The organism is Streptomyces sp. NPDC004542, from assembly GCF_040610035.1.
GTDB lineage: Bacteria > Actinomycetota > Actinomycetes > Streptomycetales > Streptomycetaceae > Streptomyces.
Window position 1 is genome coordinate 52,992 of sequence record NZ_JBEXLP010000015.1, and the last position, 19,004, is coordinate 71,995.

Here is a 19,004-nt window from a genome sequence, read left to right on the forward strand (position 1 = left end):
CACCGTCGTGGACACCGATGTGCGCCCGAGCACACAGCCTCACGTGCAACCATCGTCGCTACCCGGCAGTCCCCACAGATATGCGTACGTCGCTAGGGTGTGGGGCTGAGATGGCCAGCGAGACCTGTGGGGAAGCCCGTGCGTGAATACCTCCTGACGCTCTGCATCACGGCCGCGGTGACGTATCTGCTGACAGGGCCGGTACGGAAGTTCGCGATCGTGGCCGGGGCGATGCCGGAGATCAGGGCCCGTGACGTGCACCGGGAACCCACTCCGCGGCTCGGTGGTATCGCGATGTTCTTCGGCCTGTGCGCGGGGCTGCTGGTCGCGGACCACCTCACCAACCTCAGTGAGGTCTTCACCAAGTCCAACGAGCCGCGCGCGCTGCTCTCCGGGGCGGCCCTGATCTGGCTGATCGGTGTCCTGGACGACAAGTTCGAGATCGACGCCCTGATCAAGCTGGGCGGCCAGATGATCGCCGCCGGTGTGATGGTCATGCAGGGTCTGACGATCCTGTGGCTGCCCGTCCCGAGCGTCGGCAACGTGGCGCTCACCCAGTGGCAGGGCACCCTGCTGACGGTCGCGCTGGTCGTCATCACCATCAACGCGGTCAACTTCGTCGACGGCCTCGACGGCCTCGCCTCCGGCATGGTGTGCATCGCCGCCGCCGCGTTCTTCCTGTACGCCTACCGGATCTGGTACTCGTACGGCATCGAGGCCGCCGCTCCGGCCACCCTGTTCTCGGCGATCCTGATGGGCATGTGCCTGGGCTTCCTGCCGCACAACATGCACCCGGCCCGGATCTTCATGGGCGACTCCGGCTCGATGCTGATCGGGCTGGTGCTGGCCGCGGGCGCGATCTCCATCACCGGACAGGTCGACCCGGACGCGCTGAACCTGTACGCGGGCTCCGAGAAGGCGGCCGTGCACCAGACGGTGCCGGTCTACATCCCGCTGCTGCTGCCGCTGACCATCATCGCCGTGCCGGCCGCCGACCTGGTCCTGGCCATCGTGCGCCGCACCTGGCGCGGTCAGTCGCCGTTCGCCGCCGACCGCGGGCACCTGCACCACCGGCTGCTGGAGATCGGGCACTCGCACAGCCGGGCCGTGCTGCTGATGTACTTCTGGTCGGCGCTGATCGGCTTCGGCGCGCTGGCCTACTCGGTGAACTCCGCGTCGATGTGGATCGTCCTCGGGGTGGCCTGCCTCAGCGCGATCGGACTCGTGCTGCTCCTGCTGCCGCGGTTCACCCCGCGCATCCCGCGCTGGGCCGAGCGCTTCGTGCCGCCGCGGTACCGGCGGCGTCGCGCGTCCGCGGCGTACGAGCACACGCAGGCCGCGCAGACCGCCGGACACGGCGCCGAGGACGCCGCCGCGCACCCCGATCCGGTCGCCGCCGGGGTGGCCGGAGTCAACGGAGCGACCGCCCTCGGCGCCCGTTCCCGCTCCCGCGTCGGCGGCGGCTCAAGGTAAGAATCTGACTAGAGCATTGCCAAGTCGTGGGGGAGCGAAGCAGCCTAATACCAGACAAGGCGCCCCGATTTTTGCACAGACGCGCACTGTCACCCTCATGTGTGACAGCAAGCACACCAACCAGGTAAAGACCTCATCAAATAGTTTGTGATACGGTTCACGAGAACCCCGGATGGAGCCGAAGGACCGCACTGCGACGGTCCCCCGGCGTGAGGTCTCCCACACTCAGACCGGGACTACGCTCGTCCATGACGACACCCTGCCCCCTTGTGAAAGCGGAGTTGCCGCCATGCCGTCCCATGACGCCCGGATGCTGGCCCAGGCCGCCGTACCCACGGCTGCCGTCGGCGTGATCGCCGCCGTCGTGAGCGGTGTGGTCGCGGGCGGCAAGGGTGCCGTCGGGGCGGTCGTGGCGACGGTGATCGTGATCCTCTTCATGGGGATCGGGCTCTACGTGCTCCAGCGCACCGCCGCATCGCTTCCGCACCTGTTCCAGGCCATGGGCCTCATGCTCTACGCCGCGCAGCTGCTGTTGCTGTTCGTTTTCGTGGCCGCGTTCAAGCACACGGCCCTGTTCAACCCCAAGGCCTTCGCGTTCACGCTCGTCGCCGGCACCCTGACCTGGATCGCCGCGCAGACGCGTGCGCACATGAACGCCAAGATCCTCTATGTCGAGCCCGACTCGACCGCCTCTTCGAAGGGTGACAAGCCCGAGAAGTCAGGGCATTCATCGTGAGAGGTAGGCCCGGGATAAAGGCGCACGAGAGATCCTGCTATCGTCCGGTGCCAACTGCGGCATCGCGGGCGCGGGCATCCGAGCTGACGCCTGCTCAATCGCGAGGCGAGATGCCCCCCAGCCGCCCCCACATCCGTAACACCAGTCCCGTGCCGAACCGCGGCCGCACGCCGCGCCGACACAACGAGGTTGCCGTACCTATGCGCCACGCTGAAGGAGCCCGCGGTGAGTGCTGACCCGACGCAGACGCTCGCTTTCGACTCGAGCTGCCACCTGTTCGACGGGTGTGGCTTCGACAACGTCGCTCCGGGCCTGCACTCGTTCATGTTCGAGCCGCTCTGGGGCAACGCAGACGGCAACGGCCTGTACTTCAACAAGCCGATGCTGCTGGCCCTGCTGGGCTCCATCATCGTGGTGGGCTTCTTCTGGGCGGCGTTCGCCAAGCCCAAGGTCGTCCCGGGCAAGCTCCAGATGATCGCCGAGGCGGGCTACGACTTCGTCCGCACCGGCATCGTCTACCAGACACTCGGCAAGCGCGAGGGCGAGAAGTACGTCCCGCTGGCCGTCTCGCTCTTCTTCTTCGTGTGGATGATGAACCTCTGGTCCATCATTCCGGTCGCTCAGTTCCCGGTGACGTCGATCATCGCGTACCCGATCGTGCTGGCCGCGATCGTCTACATCACCTGGGTCGTGCTGACGTTCAAGCGTCAGGGCTTCGTGGGCTTCTTCAAGAACGTCACCGGCTACGACAAGTCGCTGGGCGCGGTGCTGCCGCTGTCGATGACCATCGAGTTCTTCTCGAACCTGCTGGTCCGGCCGTTCACGCACGCCGTCCGACTGTTCGCGAACATGTTCGCCGGTCACACCCTGCTGGTCCTCTTCACCGTCGCCAGCTGGTACATGCTCAACGGCATCGGCATCGCGTACTCCGCCGTGTCGTTCTCGATGACCATCGTGATGACGCTGTTCGAGCTCTTCATCCAGGCCGTCCAGGCGTATGTGTTCGTGCTGCTGACCTGCACGTACATCCAGGGCGCGCTCGCCGAGCACCACTGAGCACCGCTCACCACCCCCAAAGACATCCGGTGGCCAACCCCCACCGGTCACTGAAAGAGAAGGAAGAACCGGCATGTCCGCTCTCCAGACCCTCGCTGCGGTCGAAGGCAACCTCGGCTCCATCGGTTACGGCCTCGCCGCGATCGGCCCGGGCGTCGGCGTCGGCATCATCTTCGGCAACGGCACCCAGGCCCTGGCCCGCCAGCCCGAGGCGGCCGGTCTGATCCGCGCCAACCAGATCCTCGGCTTCGCTTTCTGTGAGGCGCTGGCCCTCATCGGCCTCGTCATGCCGTTCGTCTACTAAGACGAACGTCAGCGACAGCCCCATTCGACGAAAGGCACTGATGTGAACCACGCACTGGTTCAGCTCGCGGCCGAGGCGGAGAAGGAGAATCCCCTCGTTCCGCCGTGGCCGGAGCTCGTCATCGGCCTGATCGCCTTCGTCATCGTCTTCGGCTTCCTCGCCAAGAAGCTCCTTCCGACCATCAACAAGGTCCTGGAAGAGCGTCGCGAGGCCATCGAGGGCGGTATCGAGAAGGCCGAGGCCGCTCAGACCGAGGCCCACAGCGTCCTCGAGCAGTACAAGGCCCAGCTCGCCGAGGCCCGGCACGAGGCCGCGCGCCTGCGCCAGGAGGCTCAGGAGCAGGGCGCCGCGCTCATCGCCGAGATGCGCGCCGAGGGCCAGCGGCAGCGTGAGGAAATCATCACCGCCGGCCACGCCCAGATCGAGGCCGACCGCAAGGCCGCCGCGTCCGCGCTCCGCCAGGACGTCGGCAAGCTCGCCACCGAACTGGCCGGCAAGCTCGTCGGTGAGTCCCTCGAGGACCACGCCCGGCAGAGCCGTGTGATCGACCGCTTCCTCGACGAGCTCGAGGAGAAGGCCGAGGCCACGCGATGAACGGAGCGAGCCGCGAGGCACTGGCAGCCGCACGTGAGCGGCTCGACGCGCTGACGGACGCCACGTCCGTGGACGCGACGCAGCTCGCCGACGAGCTGGCGGCCGTCACCGCGCTGCTCGACCGCGAGGTGTCGCTGCGTCGGGTCCTCACCGATCCGGCGCAGCCCGGCGAGGCGAAGGCCACGCTCGTCCAGCGCCTGATCGGCGGCCAGGTCAGCGGCGCCGCCGCCGACCTGGTGTCCGGACTGGTGCGCTCCCGCTGGTCGCAGCCCCGCGACCTGGTGGACGCGCTGGAGCAGCTGGCCGACGTCGCCGACCTCACCGCCGCGCAGCGGGCGGCCACGCTCGACGACGTCGAGGACGAGCTGTTCCGGTTCGGCCGGATCGTCTCCTCGAACACCGGGCTGCGGTCCGCGCTGACCGACCGCAAGGCCACCACCGCGGCCAAGGTCGAGCTGCTGCACCGGCTGCTCGGCGGCCGGGCCAAGGCGGCCACCGAGCGTCTGGTGATCCGCCTCGTGACCGCGCCGCGGGGACGTAGCCTGGAGGCGGGACTCGAGTCCCTGTCCAAGCTCGCCGCCGAGCGCCGGGACCGTGCGGTGGCCGTCGTCACCTCCGCGGTGCCGCTGAGCGACCCGCAGAAGCAGCGCCTGGGCGCCGCCCTCGCGAAGCTCTACGGCCGCCGGATGCACCTCAACCTCGACGTGGACCCCGACGTCATCGGCGGGATCCGGGTGCAGGTCGGTGACGAGGTCATCAACGGCTCCCTCGCGGACCGGCTGGAGGACGCCGCCCGCCGCATGGCGAGCTAGCCGTAACTCAACACGCACGACGTACACGACGGCCCTGGTTGGGCCGTGCAGAGGATTCACCTCTTATTGGGGGGAGTCCCCCAACCCCCCAAGTGAAACTTCGGGCCCAACAAGGAGAGCAGGGAACCCAGATGGCGGAGCTCACGATCCGGCCGGAGGAGATCCGGGACGCGCTGGAGAACTTCGTCCAGTCGTACGAGCCGGACGCGGCCTCGCGCGAGGAGGTCGGTACGGTCACCTTTGCCGGCGACGGCATCGCCAAGGTGGAGGGCCTGCCCTCGACCATGGCCAACGAGCTGCTGAAGTTCGAGGACGGCACCCTCGGCCTCGCCCTCAACCTCGAGGAGCGCGAGATCGGTGCCATCGTCCTCGGCGAGTTCAGCGGTATCGAGGAGGGACAGCCGGTCAGCCGTACCGGTGAGGTCCTCTCCGTCGCGGTCGGTGAGGGTTACCTCGGCCGCGTCGTCGACCCGCTCGGCAACCCGATCGACGGCCTCGGCGAGATCGAGACGTCCGGCCGCCGCGCCCTGGAGCTGCAGGCTCCGGGCGTCATGGTCCGCAAGTCGGTGCACGAGCCGATGGAGACCGGCTACAAGGCCGTCGACGCGATGACCCCGATCGGCCGTGGCCAGCGTCAGCTGATCATCGGCGACCGCCAGACCGGCAAGACCGCTCTGGCCATCGACACGATCATCAACCAGCGCGACAACTGGCGCTCGGGCGACCCGAAGAAGCAGGTCCGCTGCATCTACGTCGCCATCGGCCAGAAGGGCTCCACCATCGCGGGCGTGCGCCGCGCGCTGGAGGAGAACAACGCCCTCGAGTACACGACCATCGTCGCCGCCCCGGCGTCCGACCCGGCCGGCTTCAAGTACCTGGCGCCGTACACCGGTTCGGCCATCGGTCAGCAGTGGATGTACGAGGGCAAGCACGTCCTCATCATCTTCGACGACCTGTCGAAGCAGGCCGACGCCTACCGCGCCGTGTCGCTGCTGCTGCGCCGCCCGCCGGGCCGTGAGGCCTACCCGGGTGACGTCTTCTACCTGCACTCCCGGCTGCTGGAGCGCTGCGCCAAGCTCTCCGACGACCTGGGTGCCGGCTCGATGACCGGTCTGCCGATCGTCGAGACCAAGGCCAACGACGTCTCGGCGTTCATCCCGACCAACGTCATCTCCATCACCGACGGCCAGTGCTTCCTGGAGTCCGACCTGTTCAACGCCGGCCAGCGTCCGGCCCTGAACGTCGGTATCTCGGTCTCCCGCGTCGGTGGCTCGGCCCAGCACAAGGCGATGCGCCAGGTCTCCGGCCGCCTCCGCGTGGACCTGGCCCAGTTCCGCGAGCTGGAGGCGTTCGCCGCCTTCGGTTCCGACCTGGACGCCGCGTCGAAGGCCCAGCTGGAGCGCGGTCAGCGCATGGTCGAGCTGCTCAAGCAGGCCCAGTACGAGCCGATGGCCACCGAGGACCAGGTCGTCTCCGTGTGGGCCGGTACCACCGGCAAGATGGACGACGTCCCCGTCGCCGACATCCGCCGCTTCGAGCGCGAGCTGCTGGAGTTCCTGCACCGCAAGGAGCAGGGCCTCATGACCTCCATCAAGGAGGGCGGCAAGATGTCCGACGACACCCTGACGGCCATCGCCGACGCGATCGCGGAGTTCAAGAAGCAGTTCGAGACGTCGGACGGCAAGCTGCTCGGCGAGGACGCCCCTGCCACCTCCGGCAAGTGACGACGGAAGGGACCTGACTCATGGGAGCCCAGCTCCGGGTCTACAAGCGTCGCATCCGATCCGTCTCCGCGACCAAGAAGATCACGAAGGCGATGGAGATGATCGCCGCCTCGCGCGTCGTCAAGGCGCAGCGCAAGGTGGCGGCCTCCACGCCGTACGCGACCGAGCTCACCCGAGCGGTCACGGCGGTCGGCACCGGGTCGAACACCAAGCACCCGCTCACCACGGAGGCCGAGACCCCGACCCGTGCCGCGGTCCTGCTCCTGACGAGCGACCGCGGTCTGGCCGGCGCCTTCAACTCCAACGCCATCAAGGCCGCGGAGCAGCTGACCGCACGCCTGGAGCGCGAGGGCAAGGAGGTCGACACGTACATCGTCGGCCGCCGCGGTGTCGCCCACTACAACTTCCGTGAGCGCAAGATCGCGGAGTCGTGGAGCGGCTTCACCGACGAGCCCTCGTACGCGGACGCCAAGAAGGTCGCGGCGCCGCTGATCGAGGCGATCGAGAAGGAGACGGCGGACGGCGGCGTGGACGAACTCCACATCGTCTTCACCGAGTTCGTCTCGATGATGACGCAGACGGCGCTCGACGCCCGGCTGCTGCCGCTCCGTCTCGAAGAGGTGGCCGAGGAGAAGCCGCAGGGCGAGATCCTCCCGCTGTACGACTTCGAGCCGTCGCCGGAGGACGTCCTCGACGCCCTGCTGCCGCGGTACGTCGAGAGCCGTATCTACAACGCGCTGCTCCAGTCGGCCGCTTCGAAGCACGCCGCCACGCGGCGCGCGATGAAGTCGGCCACGGACAACGCCGGTGAGCTCATCGAGACGCTCACCCGGCTTGCCAACCAGGCCCGCCAGGCCGAAATCACCCAGGAAATCAGCGAGATCGTCGGTGGCGCGAGCGCCCTGGCCGACGCGACCGCGGGGAGTGACCGCTAATGACCACCACTGTTGAGACCGCGACGGCTACGGGCCGCGTCGCCCGGGTCATCGGCCCGGTCGTCGACGTGGAGTTCCCCGTCGACGCGATGCCGGAGATCTACAACGCCCTCCACGTCGAGGTCGCCGACCCGGCGAACGCGGGCGAGAAGAAGACGCTGACCCTGGAGGTCGCCCAGCACCTGGGTGACGGCCTGGTCCGCGCCATCTCCATGCAGCCCACCGACGGTCTGGTCCGCCAGGCCCCGGTGACCGACACGGGCGCGGGCATCACCGTCCCGGTCGGCGACTTCACCAAGGGCAAGGTGTTCAACACCCTCGGTGAGGTGCTGAACACCGACGAGACGTACGACGGCGAGCGCTGGTCCATCCACCGCAAGGCCCCCGCGTTCGACCAGCTCGAGTCGAAGACCGAGATGTTCGAGACCGGCCTGAAGGTCGTCGACCTGCTGACCCCGTACGTCAAGGGCGGCAAGATCGGTCTGTTCGGTGGCGCCGGTGTCGGCAAGACCGTGCTGATCCAGGAAATGATCATGCGTGTCGCCAACCTCCACGAGGGCGTCTCCGTCTTCGCGGGCGTCGGTGAGCGCACCCGTGAGGGCAACGACCTCATCCAGGAGATGGAGGAGTCCGGCGTCCTCGACAAGACCGCGCTGGTCTTCGGCCAGATGGACGAGCCCCCGGGCACCCGGCTGCGCGTCGCCCTGGCCGGTCTGACGATGGCGGAGTACTTCCGCGACGTCCAGAAGCAGGACGTGCTGTTCTTCATCGACAACATCTTCCGCTTCACCCAGGCCGGTTCCGAGGTCTCCACGCTGCTCGGCCGCATGCCGTCCGCGGTGGGTTACCAGCCGAACCTGGCGGACGAGATGGGCCAGCTCCAGGAGCGCATCACCTCGACCCGCGGTCACTCGATCACCTCGATGCAGGCGATCTACGTCCCCGCGGACGACCTGACCGACCCGGCGCCGGCCACCACCTTCGCCCACCTCGACGCGACGACGGTGCTCTCCCGTCCGATCTCGGAGAAGGGCATCTACCCGGCCGTGGACCCGCTGGACTCCACGTCCCGGATCCTGGACCCGCGCTACATCGCGCAGGACCACTACAACGCGGCCATGCGCGTGAAGACGATCCTGCAGAAGTACAAGGACCTCCAGGACATCATCGCGATCCTCGGTATCGACGAGCTCGGCGAGGAGGACAAGCTCGTCGTCCACCGTGCCCGTCGCGTGGAGCGCTTCCTGTCCCAGAACACCCACGCCGCCAAGCAGTTCACCGGTGTGGACGGCTCGGACGTTCCGCTGGACGAGTCCATCGCCGCGTTCAACGCGATCTGCGACGGTGAGTACGACCACTTCCCGGAGCAGGCGTTCTTCATGTGCGGTGGTCTCGAGGACCTGAAGAAGAACGCGAAGGAGCTGGGCGTCTCCTGAGCCTCGCGCTCACCGTGAGCTGTGCTCAGGTCCGAGGGGGCGGGGTTCGTCCCGCCCCCTCTCCCACGCCTACTAGACTTGTAACCAACACCCGGCAGACCCGCCGGGTGGTGACCCGAGGAGCCACCCTTGGCTGCTGAGCTGCACGTCGCGCTGGTCGCGGCCGACCGAGAGGTCTGGTCCGGCGAGGCCACCCTGGTCGTCGCGCGCACCACGTCCGGCGACATCGGCGTCATGCCCGGTCACCAGCCGCTGCTCGGTGTGCTGGAGTCGGGCCCGGTGACCATCCGTACGAGTGAAGGTGGAACGGTCGTCGCCGCGGTGCACGGCGGTTTCATCTCGTTCGCGGACGACAAGCTGTCGCTGTTGGCCGAGATCGCCGAGCTTTCGGACGAGATCGACGTCCAGCGCGTGGAGCGCGAGCTCGAGCGCGCGAAGGCGGAAGGCGACGCCACCGCCGAGCGCCGGGCGGACGTCCGACTGCGCGCCGCGGCGGCGCGCTGAACTTTGGCGCTCCTCCCGGGCCCTCTAGGCTCTGGGGGAGCGCGCGATGACGCAACTCGGCCGCGGTCGGCACCGGAGCGATCCGGAGCCGGCCGCGGCTGAGGTGAATACGGGTGTTTTTTACGTTCCGTTACCTAGGAGACGAGGAGGTCGGTGCCGATGGTCCTCGCTCTGACTGTGTGCGGGATCGTGGTCGTACTCGTGGTGATGGGACTGTTCCTGTTCGGCCTGCGCCGCAGGCTGATCCAGCGCTCCGGCGGCACCTTCGACTGCTCGCTGCGCTGGGACGTGCCGGAGAAACCCGACACGGGCGGCAAGGGCTGGAGCTACGGGGTCGCCCGCTACAACGGTGACCGCATCGAGTGGTACCGGGTCTTCTCCTACGCCCCCCGCCCGCGCCGGGTCCTGGAGCGGGCGCAGATCGAGGTGGCCGGCCGCCGGCTGCCCGAGGGTGAGGAGGAGCTGGCCCTGCTCTCGGACGCCGTCGTCCTCGCCTGCACGCACCGGGGCACGCGCCTGGAACTCGCCATGAGCGACGACGCGCTGACCGGTTTCCTCGCGTGGCTGGAGGCAGCCCCGCCCGGTCAGCGCGTCAATGTGGCCTAGCCCGAATCGGGAGCAACAGGGTCGCGGACCCCGCCGCGGCTCTGGGTACGAAGCGCATGGTGCGCCTCCTCTAGGGGGATGTCAGGGGCATGACTGAGCCTTCATGCCCACGGTGCCGCGAGAACAGAAAGGTCTGGACCATCGGTCAAGAGGTCTGGACCAGTTCGTGACACCGTGCCGCACCCCGCGCGACCGCCGGGCCTAACGCTCCCCGCCCGGCACCCACAGCACGTCCCCGGTCTCCTTGTTCGCCGTGCGGGCCAGGATGAACAGGAGGTCCGAGAGGCGGTTGAGGTAGGTGGCGGTGAGGGGGTTCATCACCTCGCCGTGGACCTCCATCGCGGCCCAGGTGGAGCGCTCGGCGCGGCGTACGACGGTGCACGCCTGGTGCAGCAGGGCCGCACCCGGCGTACCGCCGGGCAGGATGAACGACCGCAGCTTCTCCAGCTTCTCGTTGAAGCGGTCGCAGTCCGCCTCGAGCCGGTCGACGTAGAACTGCTCGACCCTCAGCGGCGGGAACTCGGGGTTCTCCACCACCGGCGTCGACAGGTCCGCGCCCACGTCGAACAGGTCGTTCTGGACGCGCGTGAGGACCTTGACGACCTCCTCGTCGAGCCGGCCCAGCGCGATCGCCGTGCCGATCACCGCGTTCGCCTCGTTGGCGTCCGCGTACGCAGAGATCCGGAGATCGGTCTTGGCGACCCGGCTCATGTCACCGAGGGCGGTGGTGCCCCGGTCGCCGGTCCTGGTGTAGATGCGCGTCAGATTGACCATGTCACCAGCGTAGTTACGACCCGGAGGTCCGGAAGACCCGTGTGCCCACCGTCACGGCCGCCGTGGCGGACCCGACGGCCACCACGGCGCCGTACAGCATGTGGGCGGACGTGTACGAGCCCACGTACGCGTCCCGCACCGCGTCCACCAGATAGCGGAACGGGACGAAGTGGGAGAGCACGTCCAGCCACGCCGGAGCCAGGGTCATGGGCAGCATCAGGCCGGACAGCAGCATGGACGGCACGGTCAGCGCGTTGATCACGGGCCCGAACTCCTGCGGGGTGCGGACCTTCATCGCCCTCGCGTACGACAGCGACCCCAAAGAGGCGCCCGCGCTGCGCTCCCGGCTGTGGGCCATCGCACAGGAGGGCCAGGCGAACCTGGAGCGAGCCCTGCGTGAGGAGACCGGCGCGGCGGGCGGCGACGAGGAGCCGTACCTGATGGCCGGTCAGATCGGCTGGGTGGACAGCACCGTCATGGCGGTCGTCGGGCGCGAGATGGTCAAGGGGCGCGATCCGGACGAAGTGTCACGAGAGGTACTGGACCTCCTCGACGACATGGAGGAGCTGTTGGGGGAGAAGGTGCTCAACTACGCCGTCCGAGGCGCGGCCTGCCCCCTGTCGGTGTGATGTCCGCCAAATGAGACGTGACGCGCATTACTTACCGGTCACACGGCCCCCCACGAGCGCTATGGTCCGCCGAAGAGGCAACCGTAAACAGCGTGTGAGGGGAGTCGGAGTGGCACGGAAGCTCGCCGTCATCGGGGCCGGTCTCATGGGGTCCGGCATCGCCCAGGTCTCCGCTCAGGCGGGCTGGGACGTCGTCCTGCGCGACGTCACCGACGAGGCACTCAAGCGTGGCACCGACGGCATCAAGGCCTCGTACGACAAGTTCGTCGGCAAGGGCAAGCTGGAGGCGCACGACGCCGACGCCGCGCTGGCCCGCATCACCGCGACCACCGACCTCGACGCCGCCGCCGACGCGGACATCGTCGTCGAGGCCGTCTTCGAGAAACTCGAAGTGAAGCACGACATCTTCCGCACCCTGGACAAGATCGTGCGCGACGACGCCGTCCTCGCCTCCAACACCTCCGCCATCCCGATCACCAAGATCGCGGCCGTGACGGAACGCCCGGAGCGCGTGGTCGGCACCCACTTCTTCTCCCCGGTCCCGATGATGCAGCTGTGCGAGCTGGTGCGCGGCTACAAGACCAGCGACGAAACCCTCGCCACCGCACGGGAGTTCGCCCAGTCCGTCGGCAAGACCTGCATCGTCGTCAACCGGGACGTGGCCGGCTTCGTCACCACCCGGCTCATCTCCGCCCTCGTCGTCGAGGCGGCGAAGCTGTACGAGTCGGGCGTCGCCAGCGCCGAGGACATCGACATCGCCTGCAAGTTGGGCTTCGGCCACGCCATGGGCCCGCTCGCCACGACCGACCTGACGGGCGTCGACATCCTGCTCCACGCCACCAGCAACATCTACACCGAGTCGCAGGACGAGAAGTTCGCCCCGCCGGAGCTGATGCGCCGGATGGTGGACGCCGGTGACATCGGCCGCAAGAGCGGGCAGGGCTTCTACACGTACGGAGACCGTCACCCTCGCGGGTGAATTCGGTATCGGTTCGCTCACAGACGGCAACCTCTGACCGTTCACCGACGTCAGAGGTTGCATCACCAGACACCACCGAGCACGAGACGCACTCACGGGGAGCGCATATGTACATCAGGGGCGACCACGCCGAGCTGGTCGTCGGGGGCCGCCTCGACGTCCGGAGCGCGGCGGACGCCCGTACGGTCCTCCACTCGGCCGTCGACGACGGAGTCGGCGACCTGGTGCTCGACCTGACCGAGCTGGACTCCTGGGACGCCACCGGACTCGGGGTGATCATGGGTGCCCATCGGCGGGCCGGCCGCTGCGGCCGGCGCCTGGTGCTGCGTGGCGTACCGCCGCAGATGCAGCGCCTGCTGGTGGCCACCCGGCTGCACCGGATCCTGGCGATCGAGGGCGGCATCGGCGTGGAGTCGCTGCCCCGGGTGTGAGACGCCCGCGCGGGACGCCGCGAAGCGGGTGTGAAACGGGCGACGGGGGAGACCCGGACGGATGCGCCCAACCGCATGTCAGGTGCAATCATCACGAGACCGTGATGTCCCGGACCGCGCGGCACCCCGGACTGTCGTAGATACTGTGCCAAGGTTTAGGGTTCGGTCGCCCGCTGCCTCGCAACCCTCGAGCGGGCCCGGACCAGAAGCGACAGCGCGGTGTGCAGCAGGCCGGGAGGGGCCGGACACGGGCACACGACGCTTTTGGGGGGCTAGAACCTATGGACCCGATCAACCGGGGACCCGAGGACCACGGCCAGGACACCGGGGGTACCTCCCGCTCGAGCGCGTCTCGGAGTGGGGCGGGCACCACGCCGCGTCAGCGCCCGCCCAGGGAATCCCTCACCAGCGACTTCGGACAGAGCGCGCCGGCACTCGCCCGCACGGTGCAGCTCGTCACCGGCGACTTCCTGCTCACCGTCAACCCGGTCGACGGCAGCGAGATCGAGCCCTGCCCGCCGGGAGAGCGGCCCGGCAGGCCCGCCAAGCTCGCCGCCGCCGAACGCGCCGCCACCGACCGCGCGGCCCGGCCACCGGTACCGCCCGGACCGGACCGGCCCGCGCTGTCGCTCCTGGAACGCCAGGACGAGCGCGAGAGCCTGGTACGCCTGCTCGCCCGCGGCCGCTCCGTACGCCTGACCGGCCCGGCGGGCTCCGGCCGCACCGCCCTGCTCGACCTGGTCGCCGAGGACTGCGCGGACCTCGCCCCCGACGGCGTCGTCCGCCTCACCGGCTTCCACCGCACCACGGCCGATCTGCTCCGCGACCTCTGTCACGCGGTGTACGACACGCCCCTGCACCGCCCGGACCCGGACGAGGTGCTCGACCTGGTCCGCGAGATCGGCGCGGTCGTCGTCGTGGACGACATCGAGTTCGGCGGCGCCGCCCTCGACGAACTCCTCGACGCCACCCCCGAGTGCGCCTTCCTCATCAGCGCCACCCCGGACGTGCCCGCCCCGTCCGCCGACTCGGCGGTCGGGGAGATCCCCCTCGGCGGCCTGGACCGGGCCGGGGGCGTGGAGATCCTGGAGCGCGCCGTCGGCCGCGTCCTCACCGAGGAGGAGGCCAACTGGGCCGGTGACCTCTGGTTCGAGTCCGAGGGCCTGCCCCTGCGGTTCGTCCAGGCCGGTGCCCTGCTCGGGCAGCGCGACCACCTGCGGGCCGGCGCGGGCGCCGTGGACGAGGTCGGGGTCTTCGAGGACCTACGGCACCCGGTCGACGCCCCCTTCGACGCCCCGCCCGGCACGGACACCGGCAACGGCGAGGACATGCCCCTGCCGTCGCTCGCCGAGGCGGCCGCACCCGCCCGGCTGCTCGCCTCCCGGCTGAGCGCCTCCGCCCGCGCCACCCTGCGCTTCGCCGTCGCGCTCGGCGGCGAGGTCCCGCACCAGGCGCACCTGCCGGCGCTGGTCGGCGACACCCACGCGGACGCGGCCCTCGGCGAGCTCGCCTCCTGCGGACTGGTCACCCCGGTCGGCTCCCGCTACCGCCTCGCGGTCGGCGTGCGGACCCAGCTGGAGGCCGCCGGATACGCCGACGACGTCGCGGACACCGCCCACGCCGCCGCCCAGCACTACACCTGGTGGGCCGGACACCCGTCCGTCACGCCCGAGCGGGTGTGCGCGGAGGCCGACGCGGTGCTCGCCGCGCTGACCGTGCTGGTGCCGCTGACGGCCCCGCTCGCCGAGGGCGAGGAGAGCGTCGCCCTCCGGCTCGCCCGCACCGTCGCGCCCGCCTTCGCCGCCGGACTGCACTGGAGCGCCTGGGAGCGGGCCCTGCGCGCCGGCGCCGAGGCCTCCCGGCTCGCCGAAGAGGTGGCCGAACAGGCCTACTTCCACCACGAACTCGGCATCTTCGCGCTGTGCGGCGGCCAGTTCGACCGGGCCCGCGCCGAACTCGAGGCGTCCATCGGCCTGCGCGCCGCCCTCGCCGACAAGCGCGGCACCGTCGCCGGCCGCCGCGCCCTCGCCCTGGTCGCCGACCGCACGGGCGACGTGCCCGGGATCGGGGCGACCGCGGGCGAGGAAGTGCCCGACGTGCGCCGTGAGGAGCCGGCCCCGCCCCCGGGCGGGGTCCTGGCCCCGTTCCCGCGGCTCCAGCCGCCCTCCGACGACACCCTGATCACCCACCGGGCGGCGGCGGTCACCGCGCCGCTGCCCACGGTCCGGGGCGGCGGCCTGCGGCGGCTGGCCCGGCGCAACCTCGTCGCGGCCGGCTCGGGCGCGCTGCTCGCCGCCGTGCTCGGCACGGTGGTGACCCTCGGCATGACCTCGAACGACAACGCGGACAAACCGGCGAAGAACGTGAGCGTCAACCCGTCCGCCGACGAGGGCACCGACGACGGCGACCTGGGCGCGCAGGCCCCGGGCAACGGCAGCGGCGACGCCGGCGCCGGCGCGGTGGTCAGCCGGCCGACGGATCCCGGCCCCGACGGCACGTACGGCACGGCGGACGACCCGACGCCGACCCCGGCCGCCAGCCGGCCCTCGGACGAGCCCAGCGGTACGAAGGGGACGGGCGACGGCGGTTCGCCGAGCACGTCGCCGAGGCCGACGACGTCCAGGCCGTCGGCGTCGAGCCCGGCCCCGACCACGTCGACGCCTTCCTCGACGCCGACGAAGAGCACCACCCCGACGCCGACCGACAGCACCACGCCCGACCCCACGGACACGGCGCCGTCCACTCCCTCCACGTCCGACACCGCCAGCGGCGCCGTCTCCAGCGCCCCGGCGGCGGCCGGCGGTTCGGCGAGCGCCCCGCAGAGCGGCGGTACGGGTCGGGTGATGTGACGCGGGCGGGGGCCGGGCCCCAGCCGGGCCCGGCCCCCACCCGCGTGCCCCACGGCAACGCCGTTCAGAACAGCCGCAGCTTGTCGTCCTGGATGCCGCGCAGCGCGTCGTAGTCGAGCACCTGGCAGCCGATGCCGCGGTCGGTGGCGAGGACGCGGGCCTGCGGCTTGATCTCCTGGGCGGCGAAGATGCCGCGGACGGGGGCGAGATGCGGATCGCGGTTCAACAGCTCCAGATAGCGGGTGAGCTGCTCCACCCCGTCGATCTCGCCGCGCCGCTTGATCTCCACGGCGACGGTCCGGCCCTCGCCGTCCCGGCACAGGATGTCGACCGGCCCGATCGCGGTCATGTACTCACGCCGGATCAGGGTGTAGCCCTCGCCGAGCGTTTCGATGCGGTCGGCGAGCAGTTCCTGGAGGTGTGCTTCCACGCCGTCCTTGATCAGGCCGGGGTCCGCGCCGAGTTCGTGCGAGGTGTCGTGGAGGATTTCCTCCATCGTGATGATCAGTTTTTCGCCTGCTTTGTTGACGACGGTCCAGACGCCCTCCTCGTCGCCCGAGCCCTCCTTCAGCGTGCAGGGCGGCGACATCCAGTTGAGGGGCTTGTACGCCCGGTCGTCCGCGTGGATCGAGACGCTGCCGTCCGCCTTGACCAGGATCAGGCGGGGGGCCGAGGGGAGGTGGGCGGTGAGCCGGCCGGCGTAGTCGACCGAGCACCGGGCAATGACGAGACGCATGGTCGGCAACGCTACTCGACACCCCGCCGCCCCCGCGATCCGCCCGCCTGTCTCCCGCCACCGCCCTCGACCGGGAGCCTCTGGGCCGCCCTGTTTGTTCTGAGCGTACGTGTTCATACCTGGCCGATTGTGTGCCTAAAGGGATCTGCGTATGTACGCATTCTCCTGGTGCCGTCACCGTCCGTTGCCTACGGTAGGGAACGGGAGGTCGCGATGCGTGTACTCAGCGTGTCCGGCATCGCGAACTCCCTTACCTGTCCGGCAACCCCTGCTGTTCGGGGGTGCGAGAGGAGTACCCATGTCGCTCGACGTCTCACCGGCCCTACTCGAACAGGCCGAGCGAGGCGAGGTCGACGAAGCCGACTTCGTCGACTGCGTCCGGATCTCCCTGCCCTACGCATGGGAGATGATCAGCTCCCTGGTGGCCCAGCTGAAGGTGGACGGCGGAGACTTCGCCGACAACCAGACGCCCCCGCCGGACGAGCAGGCACGCGGTCAGCTGCTGCGCGCGCTCGCCAGCGACGCGATACGCGGCGCGCTGCAGCGGCACTTCGGTGTGCGGCTGGCGTTCCAGAACTGCCACCGGGTGGCGGTGTTCCCGATGGACACCTCGGCCGACGCGCGTCTGGCCCGCTTCACCTCGGTGCGCGGTCAGCTGCTGAACCAGTCCCCGGAGCTCAGGGACTGCTGACGCGGAGCCCGCGAACCGCTGACGCAGTGAGTCGCCGCTTGCCGCTCCACCCGCGGGAGGTGCCATCAGTACTGGAGCGGCAAGCCCCTCGCCGGCAAGCCCCTCACCTTCCAGGGGAGCCGACCGGTCAGCGCAGGTGGGGCAGTACCTCGGCACCCAGCCGTCGTACGTTCTCCTCCGTCGCCGCCAGGTCCCCCGAGCCCTCCACGAGCAGCGCGAAGCGGGAGATGCCGGTGCGCTCCGAGGTCGCCCTGAGGCGTTCGGCGCACAGACGGGGAGTGCCGACCGGGTGCAGCCCGCAGAGCAGTTCGGTGTAGGCCAGCGGATCGCGCATCGACCGGGTCCGGTCGTCCACCGTCACATGGGCCTCCAGACCCTGCTTCAGCCAGCCCGGCATGGCCTTCAGCAGGGTCTCCGTCGCGTCGGAACGGGTGTCCGCGATCTGGCAGACGCCGGCCGACACATGGGCCGCGTGGGCGATCTCCTCGTCCGGCCGGCCGCACGCCCGTGCGTGCCGTCGCCACAGCGCGGTCATCTCGGCCTTCTCCTCGTCCCCGACATGCATGCCGAGCAGCATCGGCAGCCCGCGCTCGGCCGCCAGCCGCACGCTCGACGGGGAGGTGCAGGCGACGACGACCTCGGGCCCGGGGAGGTCCGTGAGCGCCTCCGACGGGCGCGGTACGACGGGCACCTCACGGAAGGAGAACCGTTCGCCCGAGGCCGCCACGGCCGGTTCGCGCAGCCAGCGCAGCAGCAGATCGAGTGAGTCCGGGAATCCGTGCTCGTAGGCGGCGAGGCCCGCGCCGAAGACCTCCAGGTCCACCCACGGGCCGCCGCGGCCCACGCCGAGCGTGAAGCGGCCGCCGCTGGTCACGTGCAGCAGCGCGGCCTGTTCGCCGAGGGCGACCGGGTGCACGGTGGGCAGCACGCTGACCGCCGTACCGACCCGGATGCGCCGGGTGCGGCCCAGCAGCAGGGCGGCCAGGGTGACCGCGGACGGGCACGTGCCGTACGGCACGAAGTGGTGCTCGGCCAGCCAGACCGCGTCGAGGCCCGCCTCCTCGGAGACCTGTGCCGAGCGGACCGCCCGGTGCAGTGCCTCCCCCTGGCCCTGCCCAGGGAACTGGGCGGCCAGCACAAAACTTCCTACGCGCATCGCATTTCCTGCTTCCTCGGCTCCGACGCGGAGCTCCCCCACCCGGCATAACCGTGGGACACGTGACGAGGACACGGCCTGGCAAAGGGATTTGCGGATTGTCTGCAGAATGCGTCGGCTGGCAGGGGGACTTGTATGGATTGGTTCCCTACGCGTACCCACGTCGGGGACGCGTAGGCTGGTCACAGCCCGCCTTCCTGCAGAGCCCCGAGAGGTGTCCCGTGTCCCCGCGTCGCAACCGCCCCAAGGGCCCCAAGGACACGGCCGCGTCCGCCCGGAGCGCCGAGGACGACCGCGCCGACCGGTACGGCGGGTGGCAGTCCACCGAGAACTGGCGGGGCGAGAACTGGAGCGTGCGGCACGTGGCCGGGGCCAGCGCGGAGGGCAAGACCTACCGTTGCCCGGGCTGTGACCAGGTGATCCCCTCCGGCGTCCCGCACGTCGTCGCCTGGCCGGAGCACTCGGGCGTCGACGACCGCCGCCACTGGCACAAGGCGTGCTGGAACGCGAAGGACCGCCGCACCACGCGGGTGCAGCGGTCCCGTAACGCGCCGAGGTTCTGAAGAACCCGCAACCGGT

At 70.0% G+C, this 19,004-nt stretch carries 19 protein-coding genes and 2 pseudogenes; 17 read left to right on the forward strand and 4 right to left on the reverse strand.

Translation table 11 applies throughout. From position 1 onward, the window contains the following. Nucleotides 1-138: 138 nt before the first annotated feature. The 11 genes from ABZX30_RS11785 (at nucleotide 139) to ABZX30_RS11835 (ending at nucleotide 10,180) form a co-directional block, all read left to right on the forward strand. The gene (locus tag ABZX30_RS11785; protein ID WP_355931939.1) at nucleotides 139-1,473 is read left to right on the forward strand and encodes an MraY family glycosyltransferase; all 1,335 of its coding nucleotides are present in this window, start codon (nucleotides 139-141) and stop codon (nucleotides 1,471-1,473) included. 289 nt (nucleotides 1,474-1,762) lie between these two features. Next, a complete protein-coding gene (locus ABZX30_RS11790) occupies nucleotides 1,763-2,209 on the forward strand; it encodes a hypothetical protein (protein WP_355931941.1) in 447 nt (148 codons plus the stop codon). A 225-nt stretch (nucleotides 2,210-2,434) separates the two neighbouring features. Continuing rightward, the gene (gene atpB / locus ABZX30_RS11795) at nucleotides 2,435-3,265 is read left to right on the forward strand and encodes a F0F1 ATP synthase subunit A (RefSeq protein WP_355931944.1); all 831 of its coding nucleotides are present in this window, start codon (nucleotides 2,435-2,437) and stop codon (nucleotides 3,263-3,265) included. A gap of 73 nt (nucleotides 3,266-3,338) precedes the next feature. Beyond that, nucleotides 3,339-3,569: an ATP synthase F0 subunit C gene (gene atpE / locus ABZX30_RS11800; protein WP_006381669.1), complete on the forward strand. Its 231-nt coding sequence runs from the start codon at nucleotides 3,339-3,341 to the stop codon at nucleotides 3,567-3,569. Between the two features lie 42 nt (nucleotides 3,570-3,611). Further along, a complete protein-coding gene (locus ABZX30_RS11805) occupies nucleotides 3,612-4,163 on the forward strand; it encodes a F0F1 ATP synthase subunit B (protein ID WP_355931946.1) in 552 nt (183 codons plus the stop codon). After that, entirely contained in the window at nucleotides 4,160-4,975 is an 816-nt protein-coding gene (locus ABZX30_RS11810) for a F0F1 ATP synthase subunit delta (RefSeq protein WP_355931949.1), read from the forward strand. Before ABZX30_RS11805 ends, ABZX30_RS11810 begins: the two co-directional genes overlap by 4 nt. Before the next feature lie 131 nt (nucleotides 4,976-5,106). Then, a complete protein-coding gene (gene atpA / locus ABZX30_RS11815; RefSeq protein ID WP_355931952.1) occupies nucleotides 5,107-6,699 on the forward strand; it encodes a F0F1 ATP synthase subunit alpha in 1,593 nt (530 codons plus the stop codon). Between the two features lie 20 nt (nucleotides 6,700-6,719). Beyond that, nucleotides 6,720-7,634: a F0F1 ATP synthase subunit gamma gene (locus ABZX30_RS11820; RefSeq protein ID WP_355931955.1), complete on the forward strand. Its 915-nt coding sequence runs from the start codon at nucleotides 6,720-6,722 to the stop codon at nucleotides 7,632-7,634. Then, nucleotides 7,634-9,070 carry a F0F1 ATP synthase subunit beta gene (gene atpD, locus ABZX30_RS11825; protein WP_355931957.1) on the forward strand — a complete coding sequence of 479 codons (1,437 nt, stop codon included), beginning with the start codon at nucleotides 7,634-7,636 and terminating at the stop codon, nucleotides 9,068-9,070. The genes ABZX30_RS11820 and atpD overlap by 1 nt, the downstream gene beginning before the upstream one ends. Before the next feature lie 129 nt (nucleotides 9,071-9,199). Further along, the gene (locus ABZX30_RS11830; protein WP_355931960.1) at nucleotides 9,200-9,574 is read left to right on the forward strand and encodes a F0F1 ATP synthase subunit epsilon; all 375 of its coding nucleotides are present in this window, start codon (nucleotides 9,200-9,202) and stop codon (nucleotides 9,572-9,574) included. A 159-nt stretch (nucleotides 9,575-9,733) separates the two neighbouring features. Continuing rightward, the gene (locus ABZX30_RS11835; protein WP_355931963.1) at nucleotides 9,734-10,180 is read left to right on the forward strand and encodes a DUF2550 domain-containing protein; all 447 of its coding nucleotides are present in this window, start codon (nucleotides 9,734-9,736) and stop codon (nucleotides 10,178-10,180) included. Between the two features lie 201 nt (nucleotides 10,181-10,381). Here the strand turns inward: ABZX30_RS11835 and ABZX30_RS11840 are convergent, their stop codons facing one another. Together ABZX30_RS11840 and ABZX30_RS11845 are read right to left on the reverse strand one after the other, a co-directional pair. Further along, nucleotides 10,382-10,954 carry a cob(I)yrinic acid a,c-diamide adenosyltransferase gene (locus ABZX30_RS11840; RefSeq protein WP_355931965.1) on the reverse strand — a complete coding sequence of 191 codons (573 nt, stop codon included), beginning with the start codon at nucleotides 10,952-10,954 and terminating at the stop codon, nucleotides 10,382-10,384. A 13-nt stretch (nucleotides 10,955-10,967) separates the two neighbouring features. Continuing rightward, nucleotides 10,968-11,279, reverse strand: a pseudogene (locus tag ABZX30_RS11845) (ABC transporter permease); the annotation flags it as partial. Between ABZX30_RS11845 and ABZX30_RS11850 the strand changes: the two are divergent. From ABZX30_RS11850 to ABZX30_RS11865, 4 genes and pseudogenes are all read left to right on the forward strand, one after another. Further along, a pseudogene (locus ABZX30_RS11850) lies at nucleotides 11,278-11,583 on the forward strand (TetR/AcrR family transcriptional regulator); the annotation flags it as partial. The pseudogenes ABZX30_RS11845 and ABZX30_RS11850 sit on opposite strands and share 2 nt — an antisense overlap. A 109-nt stretch (nucleotides 11,584-11,692) precedes the next feature. Then, nucleotides 11,693-12,562: a 3-hydroxyacyl-CoA dehydrogenase family protein gene (locus ABZX30_RS11855; protein ID WP_355931967.1), complete on the forward strand. Its 870-nt coding sequence runs from the start codon at nucleotides 11,693-11,695 to the stop codon at nucleotides 12,560-12,562. Nucleotides 12,563-12,669: 107 nt separating this feature from the next. Then, the gene (locus ABZX30_RS11860) at nucleotides 12,670-12,993 is read left to right on the forward strand and encodes an STAS domain-containing protein (protein WP_355931970.1); all 324 of its coding nucleotides are present in this window, start codon (nucleotides 12,670-12,672) and stop codon (nucleotides 12,991-12,993) included. 281 nt (nucleotides 12,994-13,274) lie between these two features. Then, complete coding sequence (locus tag ABZX30_RS11865; RefSeq protein WP_355931973.1) at nucleotides 13,275-15,842, forward strand: ATP-binding protein; 2,568 nt, start codon at nucleotides 13,275-13,277, stop codon at nucleotides 15,840-15,842. Nucleotides 15,843-15,906: 64 nt separating this feature from the next. Here the strand turns inward: ABZX30_RS11865 and nucS are convergent, their stop codons facing one another. Then, complete coding sequence (gene nucS, locus ABZX30_RS11870) at nucleotides 15,907-16,578, reverse strand: endonuclease NucS (protein WP_355931976.1); 672 nt, start codon at nucleotides 16,576-16,578, stop codon at nucleotides 15,907-15,909. A 298-nt stretch (nucleotides 16,579-16,876) separates the two neighbouring features. On the opposite strand from nucS, the gene ABZX30_RS11875 reads away from it, so the two are divergent. Continuing rightward, a complete protein-coding gene (locus tag ABZX30_RS11875; RefSeq protein WP_355931979.1) occupies nucleotides 16,877-17,269 on the forward strand; it encodes an SCO5389 family protein in 393 nt (130 codons plus the stop codon). Nucleotides 17,270-17,396: 127 nt separating this feature from the next. Here ABZX30_RS11875 and ABZX30_RS11880 read toward each other — a convergent pair whose 3' ends face one another. Then, nucleotides 17,397-18,425 carry an LLM class flavin-dependent oxidoreductase gene (locus ABZX30_RS11880; RefSeq protein ID WP_355931981.1) on the reverse strand — a complete coding sequence of 343 codons (1,029 nt, stop codon included), beginning with the start codon at nucleotides 18,423-18,425 and terminating at the stop codon, nucleotides 17,397-17,399. Nucleotides 18,426-18,646: 221 nt separating this feature from the next. Between ABZX30_RS11880 and ABZX30_RS11885 the strand changes: the two genes are divergently transcribed. Further along, nucleotides 18,647-18,988, forward strand: a complete 342-nt coding sequence (locus tag ABZX30_RS11885) for an ATP/GTP-binding protein (protein WP_355931983.1) — start codon at nucleotides 18,647-18,649, stop codon at nucleotides 18,986-18,988. Nucleotides 18,989-19,004 lie beyond the last annotated feature (16 nt).